The organism is Bradyrhizobium sp., assembly GCF_049519115.1.
Classification (GTDB): domain Bacteria; phylum Pseudomonadota; class Alphaproteobacteria; order Rhizobiales; family Xanthobacteraceae; genus Bradyrhizobium.
The window spans coordinates 99,903-124,881 of record NZ_JBEKRB010000017.1 but is presented as its reverse complement, the minus strand read 5'-3'; the positions used below and the strand labels follow the sequence as shown (position 1 = coordinate 124,881).

26 protein-coding genes, 1 tRNA gene, 1 other RNA gene and 1 pseudogene are annotated in these 24,979 nt (G+C 62.2%); 19 read left to right on the top strand and 10 right to left on the bottom strand.

What is annotated here, in order from left to right:
- A pseudogene (locus ABSE61_RS15735) lies at window positions 1-1,931 on the top strand (AAA family ATPase); the annotation flags it as partial.
- A 128-nt stretch (window positions 1,932-2,059) separates the two neighbouring features.
- A complete protein-coding gene (locus ABSE61_RS15730; RefSeq protein ID WP_423872043.1) occupies window positions 2,060-2,275 on the top strand; it encodes a helix-turn-helix transcriptional regulator in 216 nt (71 codons plus the stop codon).
- Between the two features lie 217 nt (window positions 2,276-2,492).
- Here the strand turns inward: ABSE61_RS15730 and ABSE61_RS15725 are convergent.
- Window positions 2,493-2,569, bottom strand: a tRNA-Arg gene (locus tag ABSE61_RS15725).
- A 143-nt stretch (window positions 2,570-2,712) separates the two neighbouring features.
- A complete protein-coding gene (locus tag ABSE61_RS15720) occupies window positions 2,713-4,179 on the bottom strand; it encodes an ATP-binding protein (RefSeq protein ID WP_423872042.1) in 1,467 nt (488 codons plus the stop codon).
- A gap of 450 nt (window positions 4,180-4,629) precedes the next feature.
- On the opposite strand from ABSE61_RS15720, the gene rpmH reads away from it, so the two are divergent.
- The 13 genes from rpmH to dapE all read left to right on the top strand — a co-directional run bounded on the left by rpmH (window position 4,630) and on the right by dapE (window position 14,709).
- Complete coding sequence (gene rpmH, locus ABSE61_RS15715; protein ID WP_006609582.1) at window positions 4,630-4,764, top strand: 50S ribosomal protein L34; 135 nt, start codon at window positions 4,630-4,632, stop codon at window positions 4,762-4,764.
- Window positions 4,765-4,793: 29 nt separating this feature from the next.
- On the top strand, window positions 4,794-5,162 hold the full coding sequence (gene rnpA, locus ABSE61_RS15710; RefSeq protein ID WP_423872041.1) for a ribonuclease P protein component: 369 nt from the start codon (window positions 4,794-4,796) through the stop codon (window positions 5,160-5,162).
- 3 nt (window positions 5,163-5,165) lie between these two features.
- The gene (gene yidC, locus ABSE61_RS15705) at window positions 5,166-7,025 is read left to right on the top strand and encodes a membrane protein insertase YidC (protein ID WP_423872040.1); all 1,860 of its coding nucleotides are present in this window, start codon (window positions 5,166-5,168) and stop codon (window positions 7,023-7,025) included.
- Between the two features lie 130 nt (window positions 7,026-7,155).
- The gene (gene yihA / locus ABSE61_RS15700; RefSeq protein ID WP_423872039.1) at window positions 7,156-7,803 is read left to right on the top strand and encodes a ribosome biogenesis GTP-binding protein YihA/YsxC; all 648 of its coding nucleotides are present in this window, start codon (window positions 7,156-7,158) and stop codon (window positions 7,801-7,803) included.
- On the top strand, window positions 7,803-8,171 hold the full coding sequence (locus ABSE61_RS15695; protein WP_423872038.1) for a DUF423 domain-containing protein: 369 nt from the start codon (window positions 7,803-7,805) through the stop codon (window positions 8,169-8,171). Before yihA ends, ABSE61_RS15695 begins: the two co-directional genes overlap by 1 nt.
- An 84-nt stretch (window positions 8,172-8,255) precedes the next feature.
- Window positions 8,256-9,152, top strand: a complete 897-nt coding sequence (argB, locus tag ABSE61_RS15690; RefSeq protein ID WP_423872037.1) for an acetylglutamate kinase — start codon at window positions 8,256-8,258, stop codon at window positions 9,150-9,152.
- 161 nt (window positions 9,153-9,313) lie between these two features.
- Window positions 9,314-10,312 carry a DUF1036 domain-containing protein gene (locus tag ABSE61_RS15685; RefSeq protein WP_423872049.1) on the top strand — a complete coding sequence of 333 codons (999 nt, stop codon included), beginning with the start codon at window positions 9,314-9,316 and terminating at the stop codon, window positions 10,310-10,312.
- Window positions 10,312-11,004, top strand: coding sequence for a pyrimidine 5'-nucleotidase (locus ABSE61_RS15680; RefSeq protein WP_423872036.1), 693 nt, complete (start codon window positions 10,312-10,314; stop codon window positions 11,002-11,004). Before ABSE61_RS15685 ends, ABSE61_RS15680 begins: the two co-directional genes overlap by 1 nt.
- Window positions 11,005-11,242: 238 nt before the next feature.
- Window positions 11,243-12,088, top strand: coding sequence for a 2,3,4,5-tetrahydropyridine-2,6-dicarboxylate N-succinyltransferase (dapD, locus tag ABSE61_RS15675; RefSeq protein WP_423872035.1), 846 nt, complete (start codon window positions 11,243-11,245; stop codon window positions 12,086-12,088).
- A gap of 275 nt (window positions 12,089-12,363) precedes the next feature.
- Complete coding sequence (locus tag ABSE61_RS15670; RefSeq protein ID WP_423872034.1) at window positions 12,364-12,780, top strand: DUF805 domain-containing protein; 417 nt, start codon at window positions 12,364-12,366, stop codon at window positions 12,778-12,780.
- Between the two features lie 114 nt (window positions 12,781-12,894).
- Entirely contained in the window at window positions 12,895-13,182 is a 288-nt protein-coding gene (locus ABSE61_RS15665; RefSeq protein ID WP_423872033.1) for a hypothetical protein, read from the top strand.
- Window positions 13,134-13,550, top strand: coding sequence for a DUF805 domain-containing protein (locus ABSE61_RS15660; RefSeq protein ID WP_423872048.1), 417 nt, complete (start codon window positions 13,134-13,136; stop codon window positions 13,548-13,550). The genes ABSE61_RS15665 and ABSE61_RS15660 overlap by 49 nt, the downstream gene beginning before the upstream one ends.
- The gene (dapE, locus tag ABSE61_RS15655) at window positions 13,543-14,709 is read left to right on the top strand and encodes a succinyl-diaminopimelate desuccinylase (RefSeq protein WP_423872032.1); all 1,167 of its coding nucleotides are present in this window, start codon (window positions 13,543-13,545) and stop codon (window positions 14,707-14,709) included. The genes ABSE61_RS15660 and dapE overlap by 8 nt, the downstream gene beginning before the upstream one ends.
- On the opposite strand, the gene truA is transcribed toward dapE, so the two are convergent.
- The 3 genes from truA to def form a co-directional block, all read right to left on the bottom strand.
- Complete coding sequence (gene truA / locus ABSE61_RS15650) at window positions 14,706-15,443, bottom strand: tRNA pseudouridine(38-40) synthase TruA (protein ID WP_423872031.1); 738 nt, start codon at window positions 15,441-15,443, stop codon at window positions 14,706-14,708. The genes dapE and truA overlap by 4 nt on opposite strands.
- Window positions 15,444-15,571: 128 nt before the next feature.
- Window positions 15,572-16,504: a methionyl-tRNA formyltransferase gene (gene fmt, locus ABSE61_RS15645; RefSeq protein WP_423872030.1), complete on the bottom strand. Its 933-nt coding sequence runs from the start codon at window positions 16,502-16,504 to the stop codon at window positions 15,572-15,574.
- 5 nt (window positions 16,505-16,509) lie between these two features.
- Window positions 16,510-17,040, bottom strand: a complete 531-nt coding sequence (gene def, locus ABSE61_RS15640; protein ID WP_423872029.1) for a peptide deformylase — start codon at window positions 17,038-17,040, stop codon at window positions 16,510-16,512.
- A 190-nt stretch (window positions 17,041-17,230) separates the two neighbouring features.
- Here def and ABSE61_RS15635 point away from each other — a divergent pair, with 190 nt between their 5' ends.
- Together ABSE61_RS15635 and ABSE61_RS15630 are read left to right on the top strand one after the other, a co-directional pair.
- Window positions 17,231-18,436 (top strand): DNA recombination protein RmuC, encoded by a 1,206-nt coding sequence (locus tag ABSE61_RS15635; RefSeq protein WP_423872028.1) that lies wholly within the window; start codon window positions 17,231-17,233, stop codon window positions 18,434-18,436.
- A 44-nt stretch (window positions 18,437-18,480) separates the two neighbouring features.
- Complete coding sequence (locus ABSE61_RS15630; protein WP_423872027.1) at window positions 18,481-19,854, top strand: AmpG family muropeptide MFS transporter; 1,374 nt, start codon at window positions 18,481-18,483, stop codon at window positions 19,852-19,854.
- Here ABSE61_RS15630 and ABSE61_RS15625 read toward each other — a convergent pair.
- The 5 genes from ABSE61_RS15625 to ffs form a co-directional block, all read right to left on the bottom strand.
- Window positions 19,851-20,294, bottom strand: a complete 444-nt coding sequence (locus tag ABSE61_RS15625) for a hypothetical protein (protein ID WP_423872026.1) — start codon at window positions 20,292-20,294, stop codon at window positions 19,851-19,853. The genes ABSE61_RS15630 and ABSE61_RS15625 overlap by 4 nt on opposite strands.
- A 23-nt stretch (window positions 20,295-20,317) precedes the next feature.
- Window positions 20,318-20,923 carry a recombination mediator RecR gene (gene recR, locus ABSE61_RS15620; protein WP_423872025.1) on the bottom strand — a complete coding sequence of 202 codons (606 nt, stop codon included), beginning with the start codon at window positions 20,921-20,923 and terminating at the stop codon, window positions 20,318-20,320.
- Between the two features lie 17 nt (window positions 20,924-20,940).
- Window positions 20,941-21,261, bottom strand: a complete 321-nt coding sequence (locus ABSE61_RS15615; RefSeq protein WP_423872024.1) for a YbaB/EbfC family nucleoid-associated protein — start codon at window positions 21,259-21,261, stop codon at window positions 20,941-20,943.
- A 20-nt stretch (window positions 21,262-21,281) separates the two neighbouring features.
- Window positions 21,282-23,126 carry a DNA polymerase III subunit gamma/tau gene (locus ABSE61_RS15610; RefSeq protein ID WP_423872023.1) on the bottom strand — a complete coding sequence of 615 codons (1,845 nt, stop codon included), beginning with the start codon at window positions 23,124-23,126 and terminating at the stop codon, window positions 21,282-21,284.
- A gap of 100 nt (window positions 23,127-23,226) precedes the next feature.
- Window positions 23,227-23,323: signal recognition particle sRNA small type (ffs, locus tag ABSE61_RS15605), an RNA gene on the bottom strand.
- Between the two features lie 153 nt (window positions 23,324-23,476).
- On the opposite strand from ffs, the gene ABSE61_RS15600 reads away from it, so the two are divergent.
- A complete protein-coding gene (locus tag ABSE61_RS15600) occupies window positions 23,477-23,902 on the top strand; it encodes an HIT domain-containing protein (RefSeq protein ID WP_423872022.1) in 426 nt (141 codons plus the stop codon).
- A 4-nt stretch (window positions 23,903-23,906) separates the two neighbouring features.
- Window positions 23,907-24,857, top strand: coding sequence for an NAD(+) diphosphatase (gene nudC / locus ABSE61_RS15595; protein WP_423872021.1), 951 nt, complete (start codon window positions 23,907-23,909; stop codon window positions 24,855-24,857).
- Window positions 24,858-24,979: the final 122 nt, after the last annotated feature.

The following is a 24,979-nucleotide window of genomic DNA, read 5'->3' as shown; positions in this document are numbered from 1 at the left end:
GCGATGCACCGCGAGATCGCACGCGGCAATGGCGCGCGGATCATCGACAATCCCGATCTGGGGCTGGACGCAATCACGCAGCAGCAATCGACCTTCACGCGGCGTGACATGGCGAAGTTCGCGCATCGGCACAGCGATGGCATCGAGCAGTTCAACAAGGTCATGGGCACGATGCGCCAAGCGCCCGATCTGGTCGAACTCGGCAAGGATGGGCGCGGCGAAGACCGCTTCACGACCCGCGACATGATCGAGACCGAACAGCGACTGCACCATGCCGCAAAACTTATGGCGGAACGGGAACGCCATGAGGTGCGTGACAGGGATCGCGAAGTGGCTTTTGCGCGTGCGGAAACGCTCGGTCTTGTCCTTTCGAGCGAACAGGCCGAGGCGCTGGCGCATATCACGGATGCGCGCGATTTGAGCGTCGTCGTCGGCCATGCCGGAACCGGTAAGAGTGCGATGCTGGGCGTGGCACGCGAGGCCTGGGAGGCAGCCGGCTATGAGGTCCGGGGCACTGCGCTCTCCGGCATTGCGGCCGAAAATCTCGAGAGCGGATCGGACATCGCATCACGCACCATCGCCAGCCTGGAGCACGGCTGGGGACAGGGCCGCGGCCTGTTCACGCGAACCGCGATGTGCTTGTCATCGAGGCAGCGCGGACGCGGATGCGGGCCGCCGGTGATCTCGGCCATGAGGTGAGTGTGACGGTCGAGCGCGGAGAACGCGGCTTCGCCAGCGGGGATCGCTTGATCTTCCTGCAGAACGAACGAGGCCTTGGCGTCAAGAACGGCACGCTCGGCACCGTCGAACAGGTGAGCGCGCAGTCCATGACCGTTCAGACTGACGACGGCCGATCCGTGCAGTTCGACTTCAAGGACTACAACAAGATCGACTACGGCTATGCGGCGACGATCCACAAGGCGCAGGGCATGACGGTGGACCGCGCCCATGTGCTGGCGACCCCTGGCATGGATGCCCATTCAAGCTATGTCGCCCTGTCGCGGCACCGCGACGGCGTGGACTTGCATTATGGTCGGGACGATTTTGCCAATCCAGAACGGCTCAGACGAACCCTGTCGCGCGATCGGTCCAAGGACATGGCATCGGACTACGAGCGTGCCGATCCCGTACAGAGCTACGCCGAGCGGCGCGGGATCACCTTCCGCGCGCGCGTCGTTGAGATCGTGCGCAGAATCGTGCCTGAGAAGGTACGCAACAAGTTCGACGGCCTTCGCTCTCCTGGAGATGCGCCCGGCCCGGATGGCGGACGGAGACCGGAGCCGGAAACGCCGGAAAGGGAACGGAGCGATGCCGGAGCAGAGCACCGCGAAACCGAAGTGCCAGAAAGGATGGCGGCGGAAGAGGCGGAAAAGGAAATGCGCCGGTTGCGTACCCGGGCGCTCGTGCGCCATGCCCGCGCCGTGGATGCGATCTTCGATATGCAGGAGCTGGGCTTCGATGCAACTCCCGAGCAGGTAAAGGAATTGCAGCAGGCCCGCAAGGTCTTCGAGAAGGTACGGCCGTTTGGTTCGCACGATGCCGAAGCCGCCTACAAGAAGAACCCGGATCTTGTCCGCGAGGCGGCTGGCGGCCGGCTCAACCGCGCCATCCGCGCGCTACAGCTTGAGACCGAGCTACGCATCAATCCGGGCCGTCGCGCCGACCGCTTCGTGGACGACTGGCAGAAGCTCGACCAGGCCAGTCTGCGCCGGTATCAGGCGGGCGACATCTCCGGCTACAGGTCCGCACGCTCGGCGATGGGCGACATGGCGAGAAGTCTCGAACGCGATCCGCAACTGGAATCGCTCCTCGCCAACCGCAAGCACGAACTCGGCATCGCGTTCGAATCAGGCCGCCGGCTCAGCCTCGAACTCGCCTTCAGCCACGGCATCGACCTTGGCCGAGGTCGAAGCAGGGGAATCGAAATTTGAACCATCCGATTTACCACCGGCTCTGCGCCACTGTGCGACGAGCCGAACAAGCTATTGACCGCCTGCGAGCGCTCGTTCTGTCTGGTCTCAGATGCTGTCAGACGCAGCCAGCAGGAGGCAGCGCGACCATGCGCCAACCAGAACGTATCATCCGGCTGAAAACCGTCCTTTCCCGGACCGGCCTGTCCCGGTCCACCATCTACCGCAAGATTGCCGAAGGAACGTTCCCGGCGCAGCTCAAGATCAGCGCCAACGGGACTGGCTGGCATGAATCCGATATCGACCGATGGATCGCCGATCCCGTCGGGTGGCGTCCGAACCGCGAATTCGATGAGGTTCGGTGAGGTCAGTGCTTGTACCGAAGCTCCATGTCCCGCCTCAAGCAGAGCGCCTCAATGGCTAAACGCGACCAGGAAAATCGACAACGGGAGATTGGCGCGTTCCGATGGCCGGCGCGTTGAGAGAAAAATTTCCCCAGACTAAAACCCAGACTAAATGGAGATTTTATTCTGGAGCTATTTCTAACCGCTCCAAATACCAACGATGCATGAATTAGTTAGATGGCGCGCCCGGAACGATTCGAACGTCCGACCCTCAGATTCGTAGTCTGATGCTCTATCCAGCTGAGCTACGGGCGCGTTTTTCGCAAAGAGCTCGAACCCTAAGGTCCGTCATGGCCGCTGCAAAGCCTGTTTGCAGGTCGCGAAAGCGGGCCATTGCTACCGGCTCCGAACCGGCTTGGCAAGGTCTTGGGCAGACCGAAATAAGCGTGAATCGGCTTTTACGCCCGTGCCCGTTCGTTACGGATGCTTAAGAGTTCGACCGGCCGATCCGGTATGGTGATGCGGAAGGTCGCGCCGATGGTGCCTTCGACCAGGTGGATTTGGCCATCGTGGGCGCCCACGAGCTCAGCCGCAATCGCAAGGCCAAGCCCGCTGCCGCCGGGCCGCCCCGAAGTCTGGAACGCCTTGAACAGATTCTCGCGGGTCGCGGCCGGAATGCCCGGCCCGGTGTCGGACACTTCGATGATGGCAACGGCGCCTTCGCGCCGCCCGGTGATACGGATTTGCGTGGCGGGCTGGCCCTCGAGCGCCTGCTCGGCATTGCGCACCAGATTGAGCAGCACGCGGAACAGCTGGTCGGGATCGGCATCGATCGTCAGACCGCGTTCGATCGCACTGATCCAGGTAATCGAGGTAGTGGCGGCAAGGCCTGCGGACTCGCGCACTTCCGCCACGACCGGCTCGATCAGGATCATGCGGCGGTCGGGGGCGGCTTCCTGCGCGCGGCCATAGGACAGCGTCGACTGGCAAAACGCGATCGCGCGCTCCAGCGAGCGCATCAGCTTTGGCGCGAAACGCTGAACCCGCGGGTCGGGCACACTCGCCAGTTGGTCCGACAGCAATTGCGAGGACGCCAAGAGGTTGCGCAAGTCGTGGTTGATCTTCGAGACCGCGAGGCCCAACGCGGCGAGGCGGCTCTTTTGATGCAGCATCGAGACGAGGTCGCGCTGCATGTCGGATAGTTCGCGTTCCGCCACGCCGATCTCGTCGCTGCGATTCGACGGCACAATGATCCGGGCCGAGCTTTCCGGATTCTCGTGAAAGCTGACGAGGCTTTCGGTCAGCCGGCGCATCGGCCGCACGAACAGGAAATGCAGCGCGAAATAGACCAGCGCCGCCGTCAGGATCGCAATCGCCAGCGAGACCAGCAGCAGATTGCGCGAAAAAAGATACATCGCATTGCGCAGCGGCACCTCATCGACCACCACCTCGATGAACTGCCCGCCACCGGGCGCCGGTCCGATGATACGGATTGCCTGATTGCCGGTCTCGAGCATCATCTCGAAAGACGTGACGATCGAGGACCAGGCCGTCAGCGTCCGCAGATCGACGTCATGGTCGATCGCCGGCGGCAGATTGGCGCTGGCGAGCAGCCGCCGCTGTTGCCCGAGCTTGATCGCAACCGCCCGCGCCCCGATGCTGTCGAGAATTTGGTGCGCCAGCGATTCCGGAACCATGCCGGAAGGTGCGGCGTCGAGAACCAGCGCCGCGGTATTGGCCGAGGCCAGGCGGGCGTTAAGCCGGTTCATCCAGAAGTTGGCGATCGAGGGCACGTAAATCAGAACTTCCGCGATCATCACCAGCGGAATGGTCAGCAGCAGCAGCTTGCCCGACAAACCAAGCCGGCGCGAGAGCCTGGCCCTTGGGGGGCCCCTGTTCGGCTGCTCGTCGATCGCTGACGCCATAACTACCTTCGAAATATTGCGTTTTTCCTATTTGGGCCCAACGCACCGGGCCGTCAAATCAAGGTTTAACAACAGCCGCCGCAGGAACCGAGCGGGGTGAAATACCGGTTCCCCCGGGAAAGGCTCAAGGTGAGTGACAAAGCCAAATTGACGCCGGGAGCCCGCTGAACGCCGAAGCGCTGATCTACTGAGGTAATACACCGCGATGGTTGAATTATTCGCAATAAATGCAGCGTTTCAAGGAACCCCAGCTCGCCCTTCCCGCACATTGACGAAAACGGGTCCCTCCCTTATAAGCCGCGCCAACTGTACGCGATGGTCCGGCTCAAGCCGGTCGGCCCCTTTTTGGGCCGGAAATGGCCCTCTTGGGCCTGCCCACATCGGCGAACATACCTCATTTATCAGGCAAATTGTCGCCCTAGCAGGCAAGTTGTCAGCGGAGAACGACCCGTGAAGCGGACATATCAACCCAGCAAACTGGTGCGCAAGCGCCGCCATGGCTTCCGTGCCCGCCTCGCCACGACCGGCGGCCGCAAGGTCCTCGCCGCACGACGCGCGCGCGGCCGCAAGCGCCTGAGCGCCTGAGCCGAGCTTCCCCTCAAAGAGATCTCACCATGGATCGGCTAAGGCAGCGGGCGGACTTCCTCGCCGTTGCCGATGGCGCGCGGACCAGCACTGCCGCTTTTGTCGTGCAGCGCCGGCGGCGCGAGGACGACGGCCCGGTCCGGGTAGGCTTCACCGTCACCAAGAAGAATGGAACCGCGACGGAACGCAACCGCATCCGGCGCAGGCTTCGGGAATTGGTGAAACGGCTGCCGGCGGTATCGCTGCAACCGCACAGTGATTATGTGTTAATCGGGCGCCGGGCCGCCCTGACATCCGACTTCTGCAACATGCTCGGGGATCTCAGCCAGGCGCTGCATCGCCTCGACCGGCAAAGCGCAAATCGCGCGCCGGAACCGAAAAGAACGACGAGACCTTAACCGATGACCGACAGCCGCAACACCATCCTCGCCGTCATCCTTTCCGGGCTCGTGCTCCTCGGCTGGCAATATTTCTTCAACATTCCGCAGATGGAAAAGCAGCGCGCGGCGCAGCAGGCCCAGACGACAACGCCGGCGCCAAATGCCGGCACCGGCACGCCGCCCGCGTCGCAAGGCACAACGGCCGCGCCCTCAGCCAACGCGCCGTCGAATCTTCAGGCGGTTGCGGGTGCGCCGGTCAGCCGTGAAGCCGCCATCGCCGCCACCCCCCGCGTCAAGGTCGACAGTCCCCGTCTTACCGGCAGCATTTCTTTGAAGGGCGCGCGGATCGACGACCTGTCGCTGGTGCAATTCCGTGAGACCGTCGATCCGGCCTCGCCGCCGATCGTGCTGTATTCGCCGTCGGGCACGGAAGAACCTTATTACGCGGAATTCGGCTGGGTCGCCGCCAGTGGCTCTTCGGTCAAAATGCCCGACCAGAACACGCTCTGGCAGCCGGAGACGAGCGGCAGCCTGACGCCGGGCCATCCGGTAACGCTGAAATATGAGAGTGGCGATGGATTAACTTTCCGCCGCACCATTGCGATCGACGACCGTTATCTCTTCACGATCAAGGACGAGGTAACCAATGTCGGCAACGCGCCGGTCACGCTCTATCCTTTCGCACTGATCTCGCGGCACGGCACGCCCAAGACCTCGGGCTATTACATCCTGCATGAAGGCCTGATCGGCTATCTCGGCGATCAGGGTCTTCAGGAATATACCTACAAGAAGATCGACGACGCCAAGAGGGTCGACTTCAAGGTCACCAATGGCTGGCTTGGCATCACCGATAAGTATTGGGCCTCCGCGCTATTGCCCGATACCCGCGCCCAGTTGCAGGCCCGCTATTCGTCCAACCTTGTCAATAACGTCCGCACCTATCAGACCGATTACCTTCAGGACCCGCAGACGATTGCGATCGGCGGCACCGGCAGCGCCGACACGCGGCTGTTCGCCGGCGCCAAGGAAGCCGGCGTCGTCGGCATCAATTTTCCTGTCCTCGGGCCTGCCGGGTACAACAAGCAGCTCGAACTCAACCATTTCGATCTTCTGATCGATTGGGGCTATTTTTACTTCATCACCAAGCCGATGTTCCTGGCGCTCGACTTCTTCTACAATTTCATCGGCAATTTCGGCATCGCGATCCTTCTGGTGACGGTGCTCGTCAAGCTGATCTTCTTCCCGCTCGCCAACAAGTCCTACGCCTCGATGGCGAAGATGAAATCGGTGCAGCCGCAACTGGCCGCGCTGAAGGAGCGCTATCCCGACGACAAGGTGAAACAGCAGCAGGAGATGATGGAAATCTACAAGAAGGAGAAGATCAACCCGATCGCCGGTTGTCTTCCCGTCGCCTTGCAGATTCCGGTGTTCTTCTCGCTCTACAAGGTGCTGTTCGTCACCATCGAAATGCGGCACGCGCCGTTCTACGGCTGGATCAAGGATCTGTCGGCGCCCGATCCGACCAACCTTTTCAACCTGTTCGGTCTGTTGCACTTCGACCCGACGCAACTGCCCGTGTTCGGTCACTACCTCGCGCTCGGGGTATGGCCGATCATCATGGGCATCACGATGTGGTTCCAGTTCAAGCTCAACCCGACCCCGCCCGATCCGACCCAGCAGATGATCTTCGGCTGGATGCCGCTGATCTTCACCTTCATGCTGTCGGGTTTCCCGGCGGGCCTCGTGATTTACTGGGCCTGGAACAACCTGCTCTCGGTCTTGCAGCAAAGCCTGATCATGCATCGCAACGGCGTGAAGATAGAACTTTTCGACAATGTGAGGTCGACGTTCGGCTCCAAGAAGGCTGAATCGAAGACGTGACGTTCAGGAATACTCCCTAACGCGTCATGCCCGGGCTCGTCCCGGGCATCTACGTCTTGGAAGCTGATTAAAGATCTAGACGTGGATGGCCGGGTCAAGCCCGGCCATGACCAGGATGGAAAAACTTCGCATGACCACCGAACCTGATGCGAAGCTGATCGAACAGGGCCGCAAATTATTCGCCGGCGACTTCAAGTTCATCTGGGCATCACCCTCGATCGAAACGTTGCCGCCGATGGCGGGCGTGGAAGTCGCGTTCGCCGGCCGCTCCAATGTCGGCAAATCGAGCCTGATCAACGCGCTCACCGGCCGCAACGCGCTGGCGCGGACCTCGAGCACGCCGGGTCGTACCCAGGAACTGATCTTCTTCGACGGCCCCACACATGCCGGCCTGCGGCTCGTCGACATGCCCGGCTACGGCTACGCCTCGGCGCCCAAGGCCAAAGTCGCGTCATGGACAGCGCTGATCCACAAATATCTCCAGGGCCGCAGCAACCTCGCACGAGTCTACGTGCTGATCGATGCCCGGCATGGTCTCAAAGAGGTCGACCTCGACGTGCTCAAGACGCTCGACCGGTCCGCCGTCAGCTATCAAGTGGTGCTGACCAAAGCCGATCAGATCAAGCCGGCCGAACTCGAAAGCCGCATCGGCGATATCAAGACCTCGCTTTCAACGCATCCGGCTGCTTTTCCGGACGTGCTCGCGACGTCCTCGGAGACGTCCGAGGGAATCCCTGAACTGCGCGCCGCGATGGTGCGGCTGCTTGGAGAACGCTAATGCGCACCTTTCGAATCCTTGTCATCCTGGCAGGTATCATGGGCGCCGACGGTGTGATTCTGGCCGCCGTCGCGACCCATCATGGCGACGCTGCGCGACTGCTGCCTGCCTCCTCAATGCTGCTGTTTCACGCGACCGCCGCGCTCGCCGTGGTGGCATTGACCGAGCGCGGCATCGTCGCCCACAAAGGCGGGCTAGCCGCCGCGTTCGGCTTCGTGATCGCCTCCGCGCTGTTCGCCGGCGATCTCAGTTTGCGGCACTTCGCCGATCATGCGCTATTTCCCTTTGCGGCGCCGATCGGCGGCACGCTCCTAATCGTCAGCTGGCTGGTGCTGGCCGTTGCCGGTGCATGGCCCCGGCGGAACTGAACGGCGGCTGCCACATCCGCTTTACGCCGTGCCCGACAATCAGATAGAACCCCGCTCGAAATCCGCATCCGCGAGACCCGCTTCATGACCGACGCGTCCCATATCACTCCGCTCGATCAGGCCCGCATCCTGTCGGAAGCGTTGCCGCACATGCAGGAATATGATGACGAAACCATCGTCATCAAATATGGCGGGCATGCCATGGGCGCGGAGGATGTCGCCAAGGCGTTCGCCCGCGACATCGTGCTGTTGGAGCAGACCGCCATCAATCCGGTGGTGGTGCACGGCGGCGGCCCGCAGATCGCGACCATGCTCAAGAGGCTCGGTATTCAATCGGAATTCGCCGCCGGCCTGCGCATCACCGATGCCGCGACCATCGAGATCGTCGAGATGGTGCTGGCGGGCTCGATCAACAAGCAACTGGTCGGCTACATCAACGAAGCCGGCGGCAAGGCCGTCGGCCTCTGCGGCAAGGACGGCAATATGGTGACGGCGTCCAAGGTGACGCGCACCATGGTCGATCCGGATTCGCATATCGAAAAAGTCGTAGACCTCGGCTTCGTCGGCGAACCTGAAAAGGTCGACCTGACGCTGTTGAACCAGATCATCGGCTACGAGCTGATCCCGGTGCTGGCGCCGCTCGCCACCTCGAAGACCGGCCAGACCTTCAACGTCAATGCCGACACCTTTGCCGGCGCGGTGGCGGGCGCGCTCAAGGCCAAGCGGCTATTGCTGCTGACCGACGTGCCCGGCGTGCTCGACAAATCGAAGAAGCTGGTACCTGATCTGTCGATCAAGGATGCGCGCAAACTGATTGCCGACGGCACGATTTCGGGCGGCATGATTCCGAAAGTCGAAACCTGCATCTATGCGCTCGAGCAAGGCGTACAGGGCGTCGTCATCATCGACGGCAAGCAGCCGCACGCGGTCTTGCTCGAACTGTTCACCAATCAGGGCACAGGCACGCTGATCCACAAGTGATGACAAGAACGGCGTTCCCGAAAAAAGCCGTCATGGCCGGATCTATTCCGGCCATCCACGTCTTTTTCTCGCGCGATGGCGAATACGTGAATGCCCGGGACAAGGCGAGCGGAAGCGACGCCGTTCTTCGAACGGCTATGCCCGGGCACGACGATGAGAAAATGGCATGCTTTCGCTGGCTGTCCCTCCTCAGTGTATTTTTTGTTTTCTCGACGGTACCCGCGTCGGCCGACCTGAAGCTCTGCAACCGCATGAGCTACGTGATCGAGGCGGCGATCGGCATCGACGACAAATCGGCGACCGCCACCCGCGGATGGTTCCGTATCGATCCGGCGGGGTGCCGCGTCGTCCTGCAGGGCACGCTGACCGCCGACCGCATCCTGCTCAACGCCCGCGCGCTCGGCGTTTACGGCACTTCGCCGCTTCCGCAGAACGGTAGCGACAGCCTCTGTGTGGCTCCCGACAATTTCGTCATCGCAGCCGCCCGCCAGTGTCGGCCCGGCCAGACGCCGGCGCCCTTCACCCAGATCAATCCGACCCGCGCCGACGACGGCAACCTGGTCGCCTATCTCGCCGAAGACAGCGAGTACGACGATGACCAGGCGCGTCTGGCCGCCATCCAGCGGCTATTGGTGATCGGAGGCTTCGACGCCTCGCCGATCGACGGCGTTGATGGACCGAAGACGCAAGCAGCACTGGCGGCGTTCCTGAAGAGCCGCGGGCTGGCGGCGGACTTCGTCCAGTCCCCGAATTTCTTCGCGACCATGGTCGAGGCCGTGCAAGCCCCCTCTTCTACTGGGCTAACCTGGTGCAACGACACGCCGCACAAGGTGATGGCCGCGGTGGCGACCGACGACGGCAAGACCGTGGTCAGCCGCGGCTGGTATCGCATCGAGCCCGGCAAATGCCTGCATCCCGATGTGACCGGCCAACCCAAACGCATCCTCAGCTTTGCGGAAGCAGTCGATGCCGAAAACCGCACCATTCGCTTCAAGGACAAGCCGTTGAATTGGGGCGGAGAAACTCCGCTTTGCACGCGCGAGAGCAGGTTCGAGATCAACGAACAGGGCGAATGCGGCACCCGAGGCCTTTCCACGACCGGATTTACCACCGTCGACCTGTCGAGCGGCGGCAAGACGCTGCGCTTTGCGATGCCGTGATGACCGAAAAACGCAGCTTCGCCCATATCGACACCTGGGTGTTTGATCTCGACAACACGCTTTACCCGCACCACGTCAATCTGTGGCAGCAGGTGGATCAGCGGATCGGCGAATTTATCGGCGCCTATCTGAAGGTGTCGGCCGAGCAGGCGCGGATCATCCAGAAGGAATATTACCGCCGCTACGGCACCAGCATGCGCGGCATGATGACCGAGCACGGCGTGCACGCCGACGACTATCTCGCTTACGTCCACCAGATCGACCACTCGCCGCTGGAGCCGAATCCGGCGATGGGTGCGGCGATCGCCAAGCTCCCGGGCCGCAAGCTGATCCTGACCAACGGCTCGACCGACCATGCCGAAGCCGTTCTGGCGCGGCTTGGTTTGCTTGCGCATTTCGAAGCGGTATTCGACATCATTGCCGCCGAACTCGAGCCCAAGCCGGCAGCGCAGACCTATCACAAGTTCCTGACGCGTCACGACGTCGACGCAAGCAAAGCGGCGATGTTCGAGGATCTGGCGCGCAATCTGGTGGTCCCGCATCAGCTCGGCATGACCACGGTGCTGGTGGTACCTGACGGCTCACGGGAAGTCGTGCGCGAAGACTGGGAGCTTGAAGGCCGCGACGATCCCTCTGTCGACCACGTCACCGACGATCTGACGGGGTTTTTGCAGGGGCTGGCGAAACCATAGCCTCTCGTCGCCCCTGCGAAAGCAGGGGCCGATAACCACCGTCTTGAGTTTTTCAACGCATCCCAACCATCCCTACCAATCGATCGAAACCGCGGTATCGGTCCCTGCGTTCGCAGGGACGACAGGCGGTTGGAAGCAGCGTATGCAGGAGCGAAGCGCCGCCTTGACTCTCCGCCTGCAAATCCCGAAAAAGCCCCTCTAAATCGCCATTCAAAATACCTTCGCCCAAGGAATCCCGATGTCCGCTGCCGCCCTCGAATCCACCATCAACACCGCGTTCGACGCCCGCGACGGCATCTCCGGCGCGACCAAAGGTGAGGTCCGCGACGCCGTCGATCATGCGCTCGACCTGCTCGACAAGGGAGAAGCGCGCGTGGCCGAGCGCGAAGCAAGCGGCAAATGGAAAGTGCATCAGTGGCTGAAGAAGGCGGTGCTGCTCTCGTTCCGGCTCAACGACATGGCCGCGATTGCCGGTGGCCCGGGCAAGGCGTCGTGGTGGGACAAGGTGCCGTCGAAATTCGATGGCTGGGGCGAAAACCGCTTTCGCGATGCCGGTTTTCGCGCAGTGCCCGGCGCCATCGTCCGCCGATCGGCCTTCATCGCGCGGAACGTGGTGCTGATGCCATCTTTCGTTAATCTCGGCGCCTATGTCGATGAAGCGACCATGATCGACACCTGGTCCACCGTTGGCTCCTGCGCCCAGATCGGCAAGCGTGTCCATATTTCCGGCGGCGTCGGTATCGGCGGCGTTCTGGAGCCGTTGCAGGCCGAGCCTGTGATCGTCGAGGACGACTGCTTCATCGGCGCGCGGTCGGAAGTCGCCGAAGGCGTAATCGTGCGCAAGGGCGCGGTGCTGTCGATGGGCGTGTTTCTCGGCGCCTCCACCAAGATCGTCGACCGCGAGACCGGCGAGATCTTCATCGGCGAAGTGCCGGAATATGCCGTGGTGGTGCCCGGCACCCTGCCGGCGAAACCGTTGAAGAACGGCCAGCCGGGTCCGGCCACCGCCTGCGCCGTCATCGTCAAGCGGGTCGACGAGCGCACCCGCGCCAAGACCAGCATCAACGAATTGCTGCGCGATTAAAGCGCGATGCGCTTCTCCCTCCCCCAGAAAGGGGGAGGTTGGGGCGAGCGGACATAAGACCTGCCTACCAACCAATAGCGCCCTCACCCGAACCTGGGACTGCCTTGGCGCGACTAACCTCCACCGCGGGCCTGGCGCGCCCTGCGGCGCGGAGGCCTGCGATGGGTTGGGTTTGGCTACTTTTCAGCTTCAAGGGCCGAGCCGGCCGCGCCAAATATCTTGTCGTCGAGCTGGCCCTCTTCAGCCTCTAGTTCACGCTTTGGATCGTGCTTCGGGTGCAATTCTCGTCGCTGTGGGAGCATTGGATCGCCGCAATCCCGATGATCTGGATCAACCTCGCCGTTACCGCCAAGCGACTTCACGATCGCAACCGGAACGGCTGGTGGGCAGTCGCGGTTTTTGCCGTCAATCGACTTTCCTATATCTATTACGGTGTTTTTTTCGACCTCTCCTTCGGCGTCGATATTTCAATCGCCGTGGAATTGCTTTTTGCGCTGCTCGCGGTCGCCATATCGCTTCTGCAAACCTGGGTCATCATCGAACTGTTTTTCATCGCAGGCACCGATGGACCCAACCGGTTCGGGCCGGACCCGACCCGCGCCGCGCTCCAATACCCCGTCGATTCGCCCTCCGAGCCGGCCGGCATTCCCGATTTTCTGGTGAGCCGCGCCGGGCCTCTCCCGCGCAGTTGATCGCTTGCCGTCCATCCCGGCATCGGTGAATCCCCCCAAGACAGGATCGAACCCGAGGCCGCCGTTTCGCGACTAATCTCCGACCCGCGGCCCCCTCCCCGCGGCGCGGTTGCAATGGATTGGGTCTGGTTTCTGTTCGGATTTGACGGCCGCATCAACCGCGCCAAGATGTGGCTGGCGATACTCGTCATCGTTTGTTGGATGCTCTTCATCGCTTTGCTCGTGGTGATCATCGAGCAGTTCTTCGGTAACCCCGTCAAATCCGTTCATTTCAACATCAACGATATTTTCGGCATCGTCGATCCCGCGGTGCTGCGCGCCACGCTCGCGCGCCTGCGCGAGGGCAAGGAGGCATCTCCGGCCCATTTCGTTCTGCTTTTTTTCACGCCGTCGGCACGCTGATAGTCGTCTGGGTCTATCTTGCGACCTCGATCAAACGGCTGCACGACCGTGACAAGGCCGGCTGGTGGATGGTCCCCTATTTCGTGATTCCCGATCTCTATGCCCAGTTTCAGAACCGGCTGCCCGATTCCTACCTGATATTCCCCCTCGCCCTGGCCGTGTGCTTCATGATGATCTGGGGTTTCATCGACATGTATTGCCTGCGAGGAACGCGATGGACCAACCAGTTCGGACCTAACCCGCTTCCGAAAACCCAGAACAGGCCGCGCACCTCGGCTTCGCGTTGGGAGCAGACCAGCGCGTATGAATTTGTCCCGCGCAGCGCTAGCCCTTCGGGCGGAGCGCATGTTATGCGGAAGCATGACTGATGCCCTCTCGATCGCCCGCGATCTCGTCCGCTGCCCGTCGATAACTCCGGCCGATGCCGGAGCGCTCGGCGTTCTGGAAAAGCTGCTTAAAGCGGCCGGTTTTGAAACCCACCGGATCACCTTCAGCGAACCCGGCACCGCCGATATCGACAACCTCTATGCGCGCATCGGCAACGCCGCGCCGCACATTGCCTTCGCCGGCCATACCGATGTGGTGCCGCCCGGCGATGAGACGGCGTGGACGGTGGGCGCTTTTTCCGGCGAGGTGAAGGACGGCTTTCTCTACGGCCGCGGCACCGTCGACATGAAAGGCGGCATTGCCTGTAGCGTTGCCGCGGTGCTGCAATATCTTGGCGAACACGCCGGCAAGCCGCAAGGAGACGGCAAGGGCTCGATCTCGTTTCTGATCACGGGCGATGAAGAAGACGTTGCCGTCAACGGTACGGTCAAGCTGTTGCAATGGGCGGCCGCGCGCGGCGAAAAATTCGACCATTGTGTGCTGGGCGAACCCTCGAACGTCGAGACGCTCGGCGACTGCATCAAGATCGGCCGCCGCGGCTCGCAGTCCGGCACACTCTACGTCGAAGGCATCCAGGGCCACGTCGCCTACCCGCACCGTGCATTGAATCCGGTACCGGATATTTCGCGCCTGATCGTGGCGTTGAGCGACGAACCGCTCGATCAGGGCAGCCCGCAGTTCCAGGCCTCGAACCTCGAATTCACCTCCGTCGACGTCGGCAATGCCGCGAGCAATGTGATTGCCGGACAGGCCCGCGCCAGGTTCAACATCCGCTTCAACGACCTGCACACGCAAGCGACGTTGCGCGAACTCGTTGAGGCGCGGCTGGCCAAAGCAGCCGGCAATCGTATCAAGGCCCACATCGTCTGGGAGCCGTCGAACTCGAACGTGTTCGTGACCAAGCCCGGCGCCTTCACCGATCTTGCTGTTGCGGCAATCGAGGAAGTCACCGGCCGGAAGCCGGAATTAAGCACGAGCGGCGGCACCTCGGATGCCCGCTTCATCTCGAGCTACTGCCCGGTGATCGAATTCGGCCTGGTCGGCCAAACCATGCATCAGATCGACGAGCGGACGCCGGTGACTGATCTTGCAAAGCTCACCGAAATCTATCGCGGGATACTGGATCGTTATTTCGCCTAGTAGTCGACCCTTACCAGATAAAGCCCTTCCGGCGGCGCGACCGGGCCGCAAGCCGGCCGGCTGCGCGCCTCAAGCGCGGCGGCAAGATCGTCGGCAGACCAGCGGCCCTCGCCGACCCACACCAGAGAGCCAACCATCGAGCGCACCTGGCTGTGCAGGAACGAACGCGCCGAAGTCAGGATATCGACCTCCTCACCATCCCTGACCACATCGAGTTGGTCCAGCGTTCGCACCGGCGATTTCGCCTGGCACTCGGTATCGCGAAAGGTGGTGAAATCGTGCTTGCCGAGCAACCGTTGCGCCGCCGCATGCATCGCATCGCCGTCGAGCGGCCGCGGCAGCCGCCAGGCTTTGCCGATATCAATCGCCAGATTGGCACGGGTGTTCTTGATCCGGTAGCGGTAGTGGCGTTTTTTCGCCGAGAAGCGCGCCTCGAAATCGTCAGGCACGATGTCCGCCGATATAACGCCGATCGGATGCGGCCGCAGATGCGCGTTCAACCCGTCGCGAAACCGGCCCGGCACGAAATGCTTGGCGATATCGCAATGCGCGACTTGCCCCAGCGCATGCACTCCGGCGTCCGTTCGTCCGGCGCCGTGGACACGCACGTTTTCGCCGCAGATCGCCTTGACCGCAGCTTCCATCGCGCCCTGCACCGAGGAGCCGTTGTCCTGGATCTGCCAACCCGAGAACGGCGCGCCGTCATATTCGATGGTCAGCTTGTAGCGGGGCATCTTTCACTTATCTCGATTGTCATGGCCGGGCCTGACCCGGCGATCCATCACGCTTGAAGAAAGTTGTTTTCCTAGATCGATGCGCGGGTCAAGCCCGCGCATGACGGCTCGAGCGTGTGGCGATAAGGTTAGCCAAGACGCATCGGCGGCTTGACCGGCGTGCCGCGCAAGAATTCTTCCGCCTTCATCGGTTGCTTGCCGGCACGCTGCAATTCGAGGACCCGCAACGCGCCTTGCCTGCAGGCAATCGTCAGGCGGTCGTCCAGCACAGCGCCGGGTTCGCCGGATCCGGAAGCCATTTCACAAAGCAAAATCTTCATGCGTTGGGGCACGCCTTCGAGAGGTATCTCGCACCAGGCGCCGGGGAACGGCGACAATCCGTGAATATGGCGCAGCACCTCGTGGGCTGGTCTGTTCCAGTCAATGCGCGCTTCGGCCTTGGTGATCTTGGCGGCATAGGTGACGCCTTCGCTCGGCTGCGGCGTGTATTTCAGCGTACCGCGTTCCAGGGCACGCATCGCTTGCCGCATGAGCCTCGCCCCGGCCCCCCCCAGATAGCTACGCAACCTTACTTCAGTCGTCTCGTCTGTGATTTCGACAGACTCACCCAAGGCAATGTCGCCGGTGTCGAGGCCGGCATCCATCTTCATCACCATCACGCCGCTCTCGGCATCGCCCTCCATGATGGCGCGGTTGATAGGAGCTGCGCCTCGCCAGCGCGGCAGCAGCGAGGCGTGAAGGTTGAAGCAGCCTAGTCTAGGCGCATCGAGGATCGCCTGCGGCAGGATCATGCCATAGGCGACGACGACCGCAGCATCCGCATTGTGCGCACGAAATTGGTCAAGCACCTCCGGCGTTTTTAAGGTGCTGGGTGTCAGTACCGGGATGCCAAGGTGATGCGCTTCCTGCCCAACCTCTGTTGGCTGCAATTCCAGGCCCCGACGGCCCCCAGGCTTCGGCGCGCGGGTGTAGACGGCCACGATTTCATGCTCGCGATGGAGCACGCGCAGCGTCGGCACCGCAAACATCGGCGTCCCCATGAAGATCAGGCGGAGCGGCATCGGCCCTATTCCTCGGCGCGCTTGGCGGCCTTGGTAAACTTCTTCAGCACGCGGTCGCGCTTGAGCTTCGATAGATAATCCACAAACAGCACGCCGTTGAGATGGTCGATCTCATGCTGGATGCAGGTGGCATAAAGTCCTTCGGCGTCTTCCTCATGAACCTTGCCGTCGAGATCGGTAAAGCGCACGCGCACCTTCGCCGGCCGCTCGACCTCCTCGTAATATTCGGGGATCGAGAGGCAGCCTTCCTCGTAGACCGAAGTCTCCTCCGAAGACGAAATGATCTCCGGGTTGATGAAGACCCGAGGCTGCGGCGTCGCCTCGCCGCCCTCTTCGCTCTTCTTGGCGAGGTCCATCGTGATCAGCCGCAAGGGTTGCGCGACCTGGATCGCCGCCAAGCCGATGCCCGGCGCGTCGTACATGGTCTCGAACATGTCGTCGGCCAGTTGACGTATCTCGGCCGTGACTTTCTGAATCGGCTTGGAGACAAGCCGCAACTGCTTGTCGGGCAGGATGATGATTTCTCGGATTGCCATGATGTCTCTTAAAGGGCTGGCGCGCGATTTAAGCTGCCAACCCGCCACGGTCAATGCGAACCGGGCACTCGATTACCCCCTGCTTAACCAGGATTGTTAGGCAACCGTTAACCAAGAAAATTCACCCGGTATTAACCATAAATGTTCCTCTTTCGTTCGTGTTCAAGGCCGAATCGGCTACAAGTGCGGCATGAACGAGATCCTTTTCATGATCGGCACCATGCCGGTCCACACCGGCGAGGCGATGATCGGCTTCGGCGCGCTCGCACTCATCCTGCTCGTGGTCATCGCCGTCGTGATCGCGCGCTCCGGCCGCCGCGGGGCGGAGTTGGCGATGGCGCAGGCCTTGCGCGCCGACGAGCTTGAAGAGCGCCTGAGCGAAATGCTGCGCGCGCAAAGCGAGGCCACCGGCCGCGTTGACGCGATGGGACAGGCGTTGGCGGGGCGGCAGGCCGAAATGGCCCGCGCGGTCACCGAACGCCTCGATTCGGTTACCCATCGCGTCGGCCAATCCATGGAACAGACCACGCGCAACACCATGGATTCGCTCCGCGTGCTGCATGAGCGGCTCGGCATCATCGACAATGCACACAAAAATCTCACCGACTTGACGTCACAAGTCACGACGCTGCGCGATGTGCTCGCCAACAAGCAATCGCGCGGCGCGTTCGGCCAGGCGCGGATGGAGGCCATCGTCCAGGACGGCATGCCGAAAGGCGCTTATGAGTTTCAGCACACGCTTTCGAGCGGCAAGCGGCCGGATTGCGTGGTGTTCCTGCCCGACCAGCGGCCGCTTTGCATCGATGCCAAATTCCCGCTGGAGGCGATCACCGCGCTGCACGACGCGCGCAGCGACGAGGAAAAGAAAATCGCCACGCAGCGGCTGCGCGCCGACGTGATGAAGCATGTCAGCGACATCGCCGAGAAATACCTGATCGCCGGCGAGACCCAGGATACAGCGCTGATGTTCGTGCCGTCGGAATCGGTTTATGCCGAAATTCACGACGGCTTCGACGATGTGATCCAGAAGGCTTACCGCGCCCGCGTCGTGCTGGTGTCGCCGTCGCTGCTGATGCTTGCGATCCAGGTGATGCAGCAGATCCTCAAGGACGCGCGGATGCGCGATGCTGCCGACCAGATTCGCACCGAGGTGCTCAATCTCGGCGATGATCTCGGCCGGCTGCGCGAGCGCGTGCTTAAATTGCAAAAGCATTTCTCCGATGCGAACGAGGACGTCCGGCAAATCCTGATTTCCGCCGACAAGATCGAAAAGCGCGCGGGGCGCATCGAGGAACTTGACTTCAGCAAGGAGCCGCCGGCCGAGCCGCCGCGGCTTGTCAAGACGGCCACGCCGGAGCTGCTTCCGCTGCCGCGCAAGCTCCAGGCCGGGGAGTAGCGGTCAGCGCGCACAGCAAAGACAGAATCTGCTAACAGGGCGAGATGACCGCCCCGGAAGCCGCCTCACAAGCTCCCACACCATCTGCCGAAACACCCCGCACCTCCTGGCGCGAGGGCCTCGCCGTCTATCTCAAGCCGCGCGTGCTGATCGTGCTGTTGCTCGGCTTTTCGTCCGGCCTGCCGCTGGCGCTGTCGGGATCGACGCTTCTGATCTGGATGCGCGAATCCGGCGTCGACCTCGGCACCATCGGGCTTTTCGCACTGGTGGGCACGCCCTACACGCTGAAGTTCCTCTGGGCGCCGCTGGTCGATGCCCTGCACGTGCCGTTCTTCACGCAGGCTTTCGGCCGCCGCCGCGGCTGGCTGTTGTGCTCGCAATTGCTGCTGATCGCCTCGATCCTGGTGCTCGCGCTCGCCGACCCCGCACGATCGCCCGCCTTCGTCGCGTTTGGCGCGCTGCTGGTGGCAACGATGTCGTCGACGCAGGACATCGTGGTCGACGCGTTTCGCGTCGAAAGCCTGCCCGAAAGCGAGCAGGCCGCCGGCATGGCGGCCTATGTCGCGGCCTATCGCATCGGCATGCTGGTCTCGACCGCCGGCGCGCTGTTTCTCGTCAGCGGCTATGAAGGCACCGGCATCGCCCGCTCGTCCGCCTGGATGTGGGGCTATGTAACCATGGCAGCGCTGGTGCTGATCGGCACCGCGACCGCGCTCGCCGCCACAGAGCCAGAGCAATCGGTTCGCGCCGCAGCCGAGAGTGGCACCGAAACCGCTTTTGCGCGCGTTGTTCAGGCCGCGACCGGCGCGTTCTCCGAATTTCTCCTGCGCCCGGATGCGCTGGCGGCGCTCGCGTTCGTGGTTCTGTTCAAGTTCACCGACGCCTTTTCCGGCAGTATGACCGCGCCGTTCGTGATCGATCTCGGCTTCTCCCGCAACGACTATGCCGCTATCGTCAAGGGCGTTGGGCTGGCGGCAACCCTGATCGGCGGCTTCGCCGGCGGCTTCGTGGCGCGGCGCTATTCGCTCGCGTCGAGCTTGTGGATCGGCGGCGTACTTCAGGCGGTCGCCAATCTCTCGTTCGCCTGGCTCGCGTCGGTCGGCGTCAATCACTGGGCGCTGGTAGTGGCGATCACGGCGGAAAACTTCACCAGCGCCATCGGCACCGTGATCTTTGTCGCTTATCTGTCGGCGCTGTGCCGAAACCCGCTGCACACCGCGACACAATACGCCTTGCTCACCGCGCTTGCCGCGGTCGGCCGCACCTATCTTTCATCCGGCGCGGGCTATGTGGCGAAGGCTACGGGGTGGCCGTTATTTTTTGTGATCTGTGTAGCGGTCGCGCTGCCGAGCCTCTTGTTACTCGCGTGGTTGCAGCGGCGCGGACATTTTGCGGCGCTTGGGCCCGTCAAGGTCTAATGTTTGGTCACCACGCTCCATTTGGAGATCACGGCCTCGCTCATTTGCCCGGCAGTTTCAGCGCAGGCGACCTCATCCACCCGAAGCGAGATTTCCTTGCCGACAAAGCCCTTCAGCTGCGCGGCCTGGGCGTCGCTATTCGTCACGATCTGAAAGGTCTCAGGCCCGGTTTCGAGCCCGCAAAGGCCACCGGGCGGCGGCAGCCGGTGCGGCTGGCTGGTGAGCTGGTAGGTCGCCGAGCGCTTGCCCTTCTTGTCCCCATTGCCGCGCAGCGAGTTGAGCTCTCCGGACAGAACATCGCCGGCCTTGATCAGGGTGCCCGGCTTGTTGTCGGCTGCGGGCGCCGGCTCGTCCTGTTGCGCCCACGCCACCGGCACCGCCATGGCCGCCGCAATGATCGCACCCAAGGCAAATTGTCTGCCGAATCCCCGTTTCGTCATTTCAATCGGTTCCGTTTGTTTGGCTAAAACAGGGTCCGCTGCCGCATTGCCGCGGACAACGTGCCCTCGTCAAGATAATCGAGTTCGCCGCCGACCGGCACGCCATGGGCGAGCCGCGTGACCCTGACATTGGCGTCTTGCAGCAGGTCAGTGATGTAGTGCGCGGTGGTCTGTCCATCGACCGTCGCGTTCAGCGCCAGGATGATTTCATTCACTTGTGGCTCGTGAGCGCGTTTGACCAACGCATCGATCGTCAGATCCTGCGGGCCGACGCCATCGAGCGGCGACAGTGTCGCTCCGAGAACATGATAGAGGCCGTTGCTGGCATTTGCCCGCTCCAGCGCCCAGAGATCGGCGACGTCAGCCACCACCACGATGATCGACTGATCGCGCCTGGGATCGGTGCATACCGTGCAGGGATTCTGGGTATCGATATTGCCGCAGGTCTTGCAAACCTGGATCTTGTCGATCGCGACCTGAAGCGCTGATGTCAACGGCGTCATCAGCGCTTCGCGTTTCTTGATCAGATGCAGCGCCGCGCGCCGCGCCGAGCGCGGTCCCAACCCGGGTAACCGCGCCAACAACTGGATCAGACGTTCAATTTCAGGTCCGGCGACCGCAGTGGCCATAGCTCAGCCGATACTCACTAGCCGAGACCCAATCCCGGCGGCAAACCGAGACCGCCGGTCAGCGCCTGCATCTTTTCCTGCATCGCAATTTCCGCTTTGCGCCGCGCGTCGCCAAGTGCCGTCACCAGCAGGTCTTCGAGGATTTCGCGCTCCTCCGCCTTTATCAGCGACGGATCGATCTTGACGGCCTTGACCTCCATCTTCGCGGTCATCCGCACGCTGACCATACCGCCGCCGGAAATGCCCTCGACCTCGACGTTGCCGAGTTCCTCCTGCATCGCCTGCATCTTCGATTGCAGCTGCGCCGCCTGCTTCATCATGCCGAGAAAGTCAGCCATCGACGTTCCTTTTGAAATCGTTACGCGTCGTCGCCATCGCCGTTGTCGGCGAGGTCATCACCATCAGCATGGGATTCCGGCGGCTCGGCGGCAAGCCGGCGCACCTCGACCAGTTTCGCACCGGGAAATCGCGCCAACACTTCTTGCACCCTGGGATCGGATTCGGCAGCGCGTTCACGCTGATTTTTCGCCGCCGCGTTCTGCTCCCGGAGCGTCGGCTGGCCGGCTTCGTTTGACACGATCACGGTCCAGCGCCGTGCCGTCCACTGCTCCAGTTTGCGCGACAGATCGTTGATCAACGTCCGCGCGGCGCTGCGCTCCAGTGCCAATTCCAGCCGTCCGTCCTCGATGCGAACCAGCCGCACATCGGCTTCCAGCGCCGCTTTGGTCAGCAAATCGCGCTTTTCGCCGGCCAACACCACCAATTCGGGAAAGCTTGCGATCCGCAGCACGGGTGCTGCTTGAACGTCGGGCGAGGGCGCCACGATTTGCGACCGCATCGACGGCTCGGCGCTGGCGCGCGGGCTCGCGGCCGGTCGTGACGGCGATGACGGCATCGATGCGACGGGTGACGCCGTCGTTGGCCGCGGTGAAGCGTTTGTCGCAACCGTCACCGAGGCGCCGCCGTTCTGTTCGATCATCCGGATCGCCTCGTCCGGCGTCGGCATATCGGCGACATAGGCGATGCGCACCAGCACCATTTCGGCGGCCGCCGCAGGGCGTGTGGCGCCCTGTACTTCGCTTGTGCCCTTGAGCAGCATCTGCCACATCCGCGACAGCACTCGCATCGAAATTTTCGCCGCAAAGTCTCGCGCCCGCTTCCGTTCGGTTTCGCCGAAGGCGACGTTGTCGGCGGTCGCCGGTACGATCTTGACGCGGGTAACGAAGTTGACGAATTCGGCGAGGTCCGACAGCACCACGACCGGATCGGCGCCGGTGTCGTATTGCTCGCGAAATTCCTTGAAGGCACTCGCAATATCGCCGCGGACGAGATGTTCGAACAGGTCGATCACCCGGGTGCGATCGGCAAGCCCGAGCATCTGTCGCACGGCGTCGGCGCGGACCGGACCCGCGGCGTGCGCGATCGCCTGATCGAGCAGCGACAGCGAATCCCGCACCGAGCCCTCGGCGGCACGCGCGATGATGCCGAGCGCCTCGGCTTCCGCCTCGACGCCTTCTTTGGCCGCGATATTGGCCAGATGCGCCATCAGCACGTCCGCCTCAACCCGGCGCAAATCGAAGCGCTGGCAGCGCGACAGCACCGTGACCGGGACTTTTCGGATCTCGGTGGTGGCGAAAACGAATTTCGCGTGTTCCGGCGGCTCTTCCAGCGTTTTCAGAAACGCATTGAACGCCGCCGTCGAGAGCATATGGACTTCGTCGATGATGTAGACCTTGTAACGCGCGCTCGCCGGCGCATAGCGCACACTGTCGTTGATCTGGCGCACATCGTCGACGCCGGTGTGGGAAGCGGCGTCCATTTCCAGCACATCCATGTGCCGGCTTTCCATGATCGCCTGACAATGCACGCCGAGCTTCGGCATATGGATCGTCGGCCCCTTCACCGATCCATCCGGCAATTCGTAGTTCAGGGCGCGAGCTAAAATCCGCGCCGTGGTGGTCTTGCCGACCCCGCGGACCCCGGTCAGGATCCAGGCTTGCGGAATGCGTCCGGTTTCGAATGCGTTCGAGACGGTGCGCACCACCGCCTCCTGGCCGATCAAATCCTCGAAACCTGCGGGACGGTATTTCCGCGCCAGGACACGATAGGGTTTGCCGGCTTCCACCTGCCCGCCGAGGTCAAAGCCATCTTGGCCGGCAGTTTCTGAATCGTGAGAGGTCGGGGGCACGCCAGCATCGTTCATCTGTCGGTCCGCAATAGGTGATCTCGCGAAGCTGGCTTTGCGGAACAGGCACCAAGGCGAACAGGTTAGCGCACCTTGCGCCATTCGCCGGCAAAAGCAGGTAGGAGACTGACGAGCGACCCGATCCGGACCTCGTTAGGGCTGCTTCCTTCCGGACCTGACCCGGTTGGCGAGTGGCTCGTCCACCGCCAATCTCCCGGCCCATATTTGGGGCCAAACGGCCCGGAAAGCAAGCCGGTGCAGGGCTGTTTGCGGGACTTGTACAGAATCGGGGATAAGGCATTAGTTGCAGGGTGATAGTGGGGTGGACCACCAGCCGGACCAGACAAGGAAAACCCAAAGGAAAACCTATGGCGCCTGAGCAATCCGCCTGGTCGCTGCATGCGCGGCTCAAGGAAGATACCATCGACATCGGCGACCTGCCGCTGAGCCGCGTGCTGGTCATCAAGGATGCACATTACCCGTGGCTGTTGCTGGTGCCGCGTAGACCCGACGTTGTCGAAATCATCGATCTCAACGAGGTCGAACAGGCGCAGTTGATGACGGAGATATCCCGCGTTGCAGGTGCATTGAAAGAAATTACCAAATGCGAGAAACTTAATATCGCAGCGCTCGGCAATATGGTTCCGCAATTGCACGTGCACATCATCGCGCGACGTTCGAGCGACGCCGCCTGGCCGCGGCCGGTCTGGGGCGTGATGCCGCCGCTCGCGCACGATGCCGAGGAGGTCCAGCAATTTATCAGCGCGCTTCGACGAAAGATTTGGCTTGGTTGAACACATGAACGCATTCGATTCATTTCCATTGGGGCAGCCGGGTTTCGTCTCGGATATCCTCGATCGTGCCGCCCATTTGCGTGGCGACGAGGCGAAATTGCTGGCGCTGGAAAACCACCCGGACGCACGCGCCTATGTGGTCTACCGGGATTCGCTGGTGGTGAGGCGCGAAGCGACCGGACCCCGCGCGCTGTTGAGCATCGCGGAGGCTTTGAAGTTCGGCGCCAATCCTGGCACGATTTTTTTAGGGCTTCGCGATCAGGCGCCGATCTTCGGCATGGGCATCTCGCCGGCGGCGGTCGAGCAACTCTTGACGCGCGACGACGCCGCGGTGAACGAATTGCGCGGCATGGCGATGCACGGCGAGGTCCCCGCCAACGAGTTGTCGGCGATCGCCATGGCGAAGTCGATGGTGAACTGGCATCAGCGGCACGGCTACTGCGCCAATTGCGGTACCCGCACCGCGATGAAAGAGGGAGGCTGGAAGCGCGATTGCCCCAACTGCAAGGTCGAGCATTTTCCGCGCACCGACCCGGTCGTCATCATGCTGGTGGCTTTTGGCGACAAGGTTTTGCTCGGCCGTCAGAAGCACTTCCTGCCGGGCATGTATTCCTGCCTTGCCGGTTTCGTCGAAGCGGCCGAGACGATTGAGGATGCGGTTCGCCGCGAGATCTTCGAAGAATCCGGCATCCGCTGCACCGACGTCCAATATTATATGACGCAGCCCTGGCCTTACCCTTCGTCCTTGATGATCGGATGCACCGCGCGCGCCTTGAACGAGGATATTGTCGTCGATCACGCGGAACTCGAAGATGCGCGCTGGTTCGATCGCGCGGAGGCGACCTTGATGATCAGGCGGGAACATCCCGACGGGCTCGCCGGTCCGCACCCGTTTGCCATCGCGCACCATTTGCTCGGGCGCTGGGTCCGGGATGGGGCAGATCATCCGGTATAGTGGAGCGGATTTGACATTCGCCCCACCCAGCCGCTTGCTCGTCAGGCGAATGTCAAATCCTAAACTCCACTAAAAATCATATTTGCTAGTGGTCCTATGATTCTAATATTCGCAAAAGTGCC

What these genes read in the sequence shown, in the direction of transcription:
- dapE (WP_423872032.1), top strand. Translation starts at nt 13,543, where the DNA reads ATGACTGATGCCCTCTCGATCGCCCGCGATCTCGTCCGCTGCCCGTCG.
- ABSE61_RS15610 (WP_423872023.1), bottom strand. Translation starts at nt 23,126, where the DNA reads ATGAACGATGCTGGCGTGCCCCCGACCTCTCACGATTCAGAAACTGCC.
- ABSE61_RS15695 (WP_423872038.1), top strand. Translation starts at nt 7,803, where the DNA reads ATGCGCACCTTTCGAATCCTTGTCATCCTGGCAGGTATCATGGGCGCC.
- nudC (WP_423872021.1), top strand. Translation starts at nt 23,907, where the DNA reads ATGAACGCATTCGATTCATTTCCATTGGGGCAGCCGGGTTTCGTCTCG.
- truA (WP_423872031.1), bottom strand. Translation starts at nt 15,443, where the DNA reads ATGCCCCGCTACAAGCTGACCATCGAATATGACGGCGCGCCGTTCTCG.
- recR (WP_423872025.1), bottom strand. Translation starts at nt 20,923, where the DNA reads ATGGCCACTGCGGTCGCCGGACCTGAAATTGAACGTCTGATCCAGTTG.
- ABSE61_RS15730 (WP_423872043.1), top strand. Translation starts at nt 2,060, where the DNA reads ATGCGCCAACCAGAACGTATCATCCGGCTGAAAACCGTCCTTTCCCGG.
- ABSE61_RS15600 (WP_423872022.1), top strand. Translation starts at nt 23,477, where the DNA reads ATGGCGCCTGAGCAATCCGCCTGGTCGCTGCATGCGCGGCTCAAGGAA.
- yidC (WP_423872040.1), top strand. Translation starts at nt 5,166, where the DNA reads ATGACCGACAGCCGCAACACCATCCTCGCCGTCATCCTTTCCGGGCTC.
- argB (WP_423872037.1), top strand. Translation starts at nt 8,256, where the DNA reads ATGACCGACGCGTCCCATATCACTCCGCTCGATCAGGCCCGCATCCTG.
- def (WP_423872029.1), bottom strand. Translation starts at nt 17,040, where the DNA reads ATGGCAATCCGAGAAATCATCATCCTGCCCGACAAGCAGTTGCGGCTT.
- ABSE61_RS15625 (WP_423872026.1), bottom strand. Translation starts at nt 20,294, where the DNA reads ATGACGAAACGGGGATTCGGCAGACAATTTGCCTTGGGTGCGATCATT.
- rnpA (WP_423872041.1), top strand. Translation starts at nt 4,794, where the DNA reads ATGGATCGGCTAAGGCAGCGGGCGGACTTCCTCGCCGTTGCCGATGGC.
- yihA (WP_423872039.1), top strand. Translation starts at nt 7,156, where the DNA reads ATGACCACCGAACCTGATGCGAAGCTGATCGAACAGGGCCGCAAATTA.
- ABSE61_RS15635 (WP_423872028.1), top strand. Translation starts at nt 17,231, where the DNA reads ATGAACGAGATCCTTTTCATGATCGGCACCATGCCGGTCCACACCGGC.
- ABSE61_RS15720 (WP_423872042.1), bottom strand. Translation starts at nt 4,179, where the DNA reads ATGGCGTCAGCGATCGACGAGCAGCCGAACAGGGGCCCCCCAAGGGCC.
- ABSE61_RS15615 (WP_423872024.1), bottom strand. Translation starts at nt 21,261, where the DNA reads ATGGCTGACTTTCTCGGCATGATGAAGCAGGCGGCGCAGCTGCAATCG.
- fmt (WP_423872030.1), bottom strand. Translation starts at nt 16,504, where the DNA reads ATGCCGCTCCGCCTGATCTTCATGGGGACGCCGATGTTTGCGGTGCCG.
- ABSE61_RS15665 (WP_423872033.1), top strand. Translation starts at nt 12,895, where the DNA reads ATGGATTGGGTCTGGTTTCTGTTCGGATTTGACGGCCGCATCAACCGC.
- ABSE61_RS15630 (WP_423872027.1), top strand. Translation starts at nt 18,481, where the DNA reads ATGACCGCCCCGGAAGCCGCCTCACAAGCTCCCACACCATCTGCCGAA.
- ABSE61_RS15685 (WP_423872049.1), top strand. Translation starts at nt 9,314, where the DNA reads ATGGCATGCTTTCGCTGGCTGTCCCTCCTCAGTGTATTTTTTGTTTTC.
- ABSE61_RS15680 (WP_423872036.1), top strand. Translation starts at nt 10,312, where the DNA reads ATGACCGAAAAACGCAGCTTCGCCCATATCGACACCTGGGTGTTTGAT.
- dapD (WP_423872035.1), top strand. Translation starts at nt 11,243, where the DNA reads ATGTCCGCTGCCGCCCTCGAATCCACCATCAACACCGCGTTCGACGCC.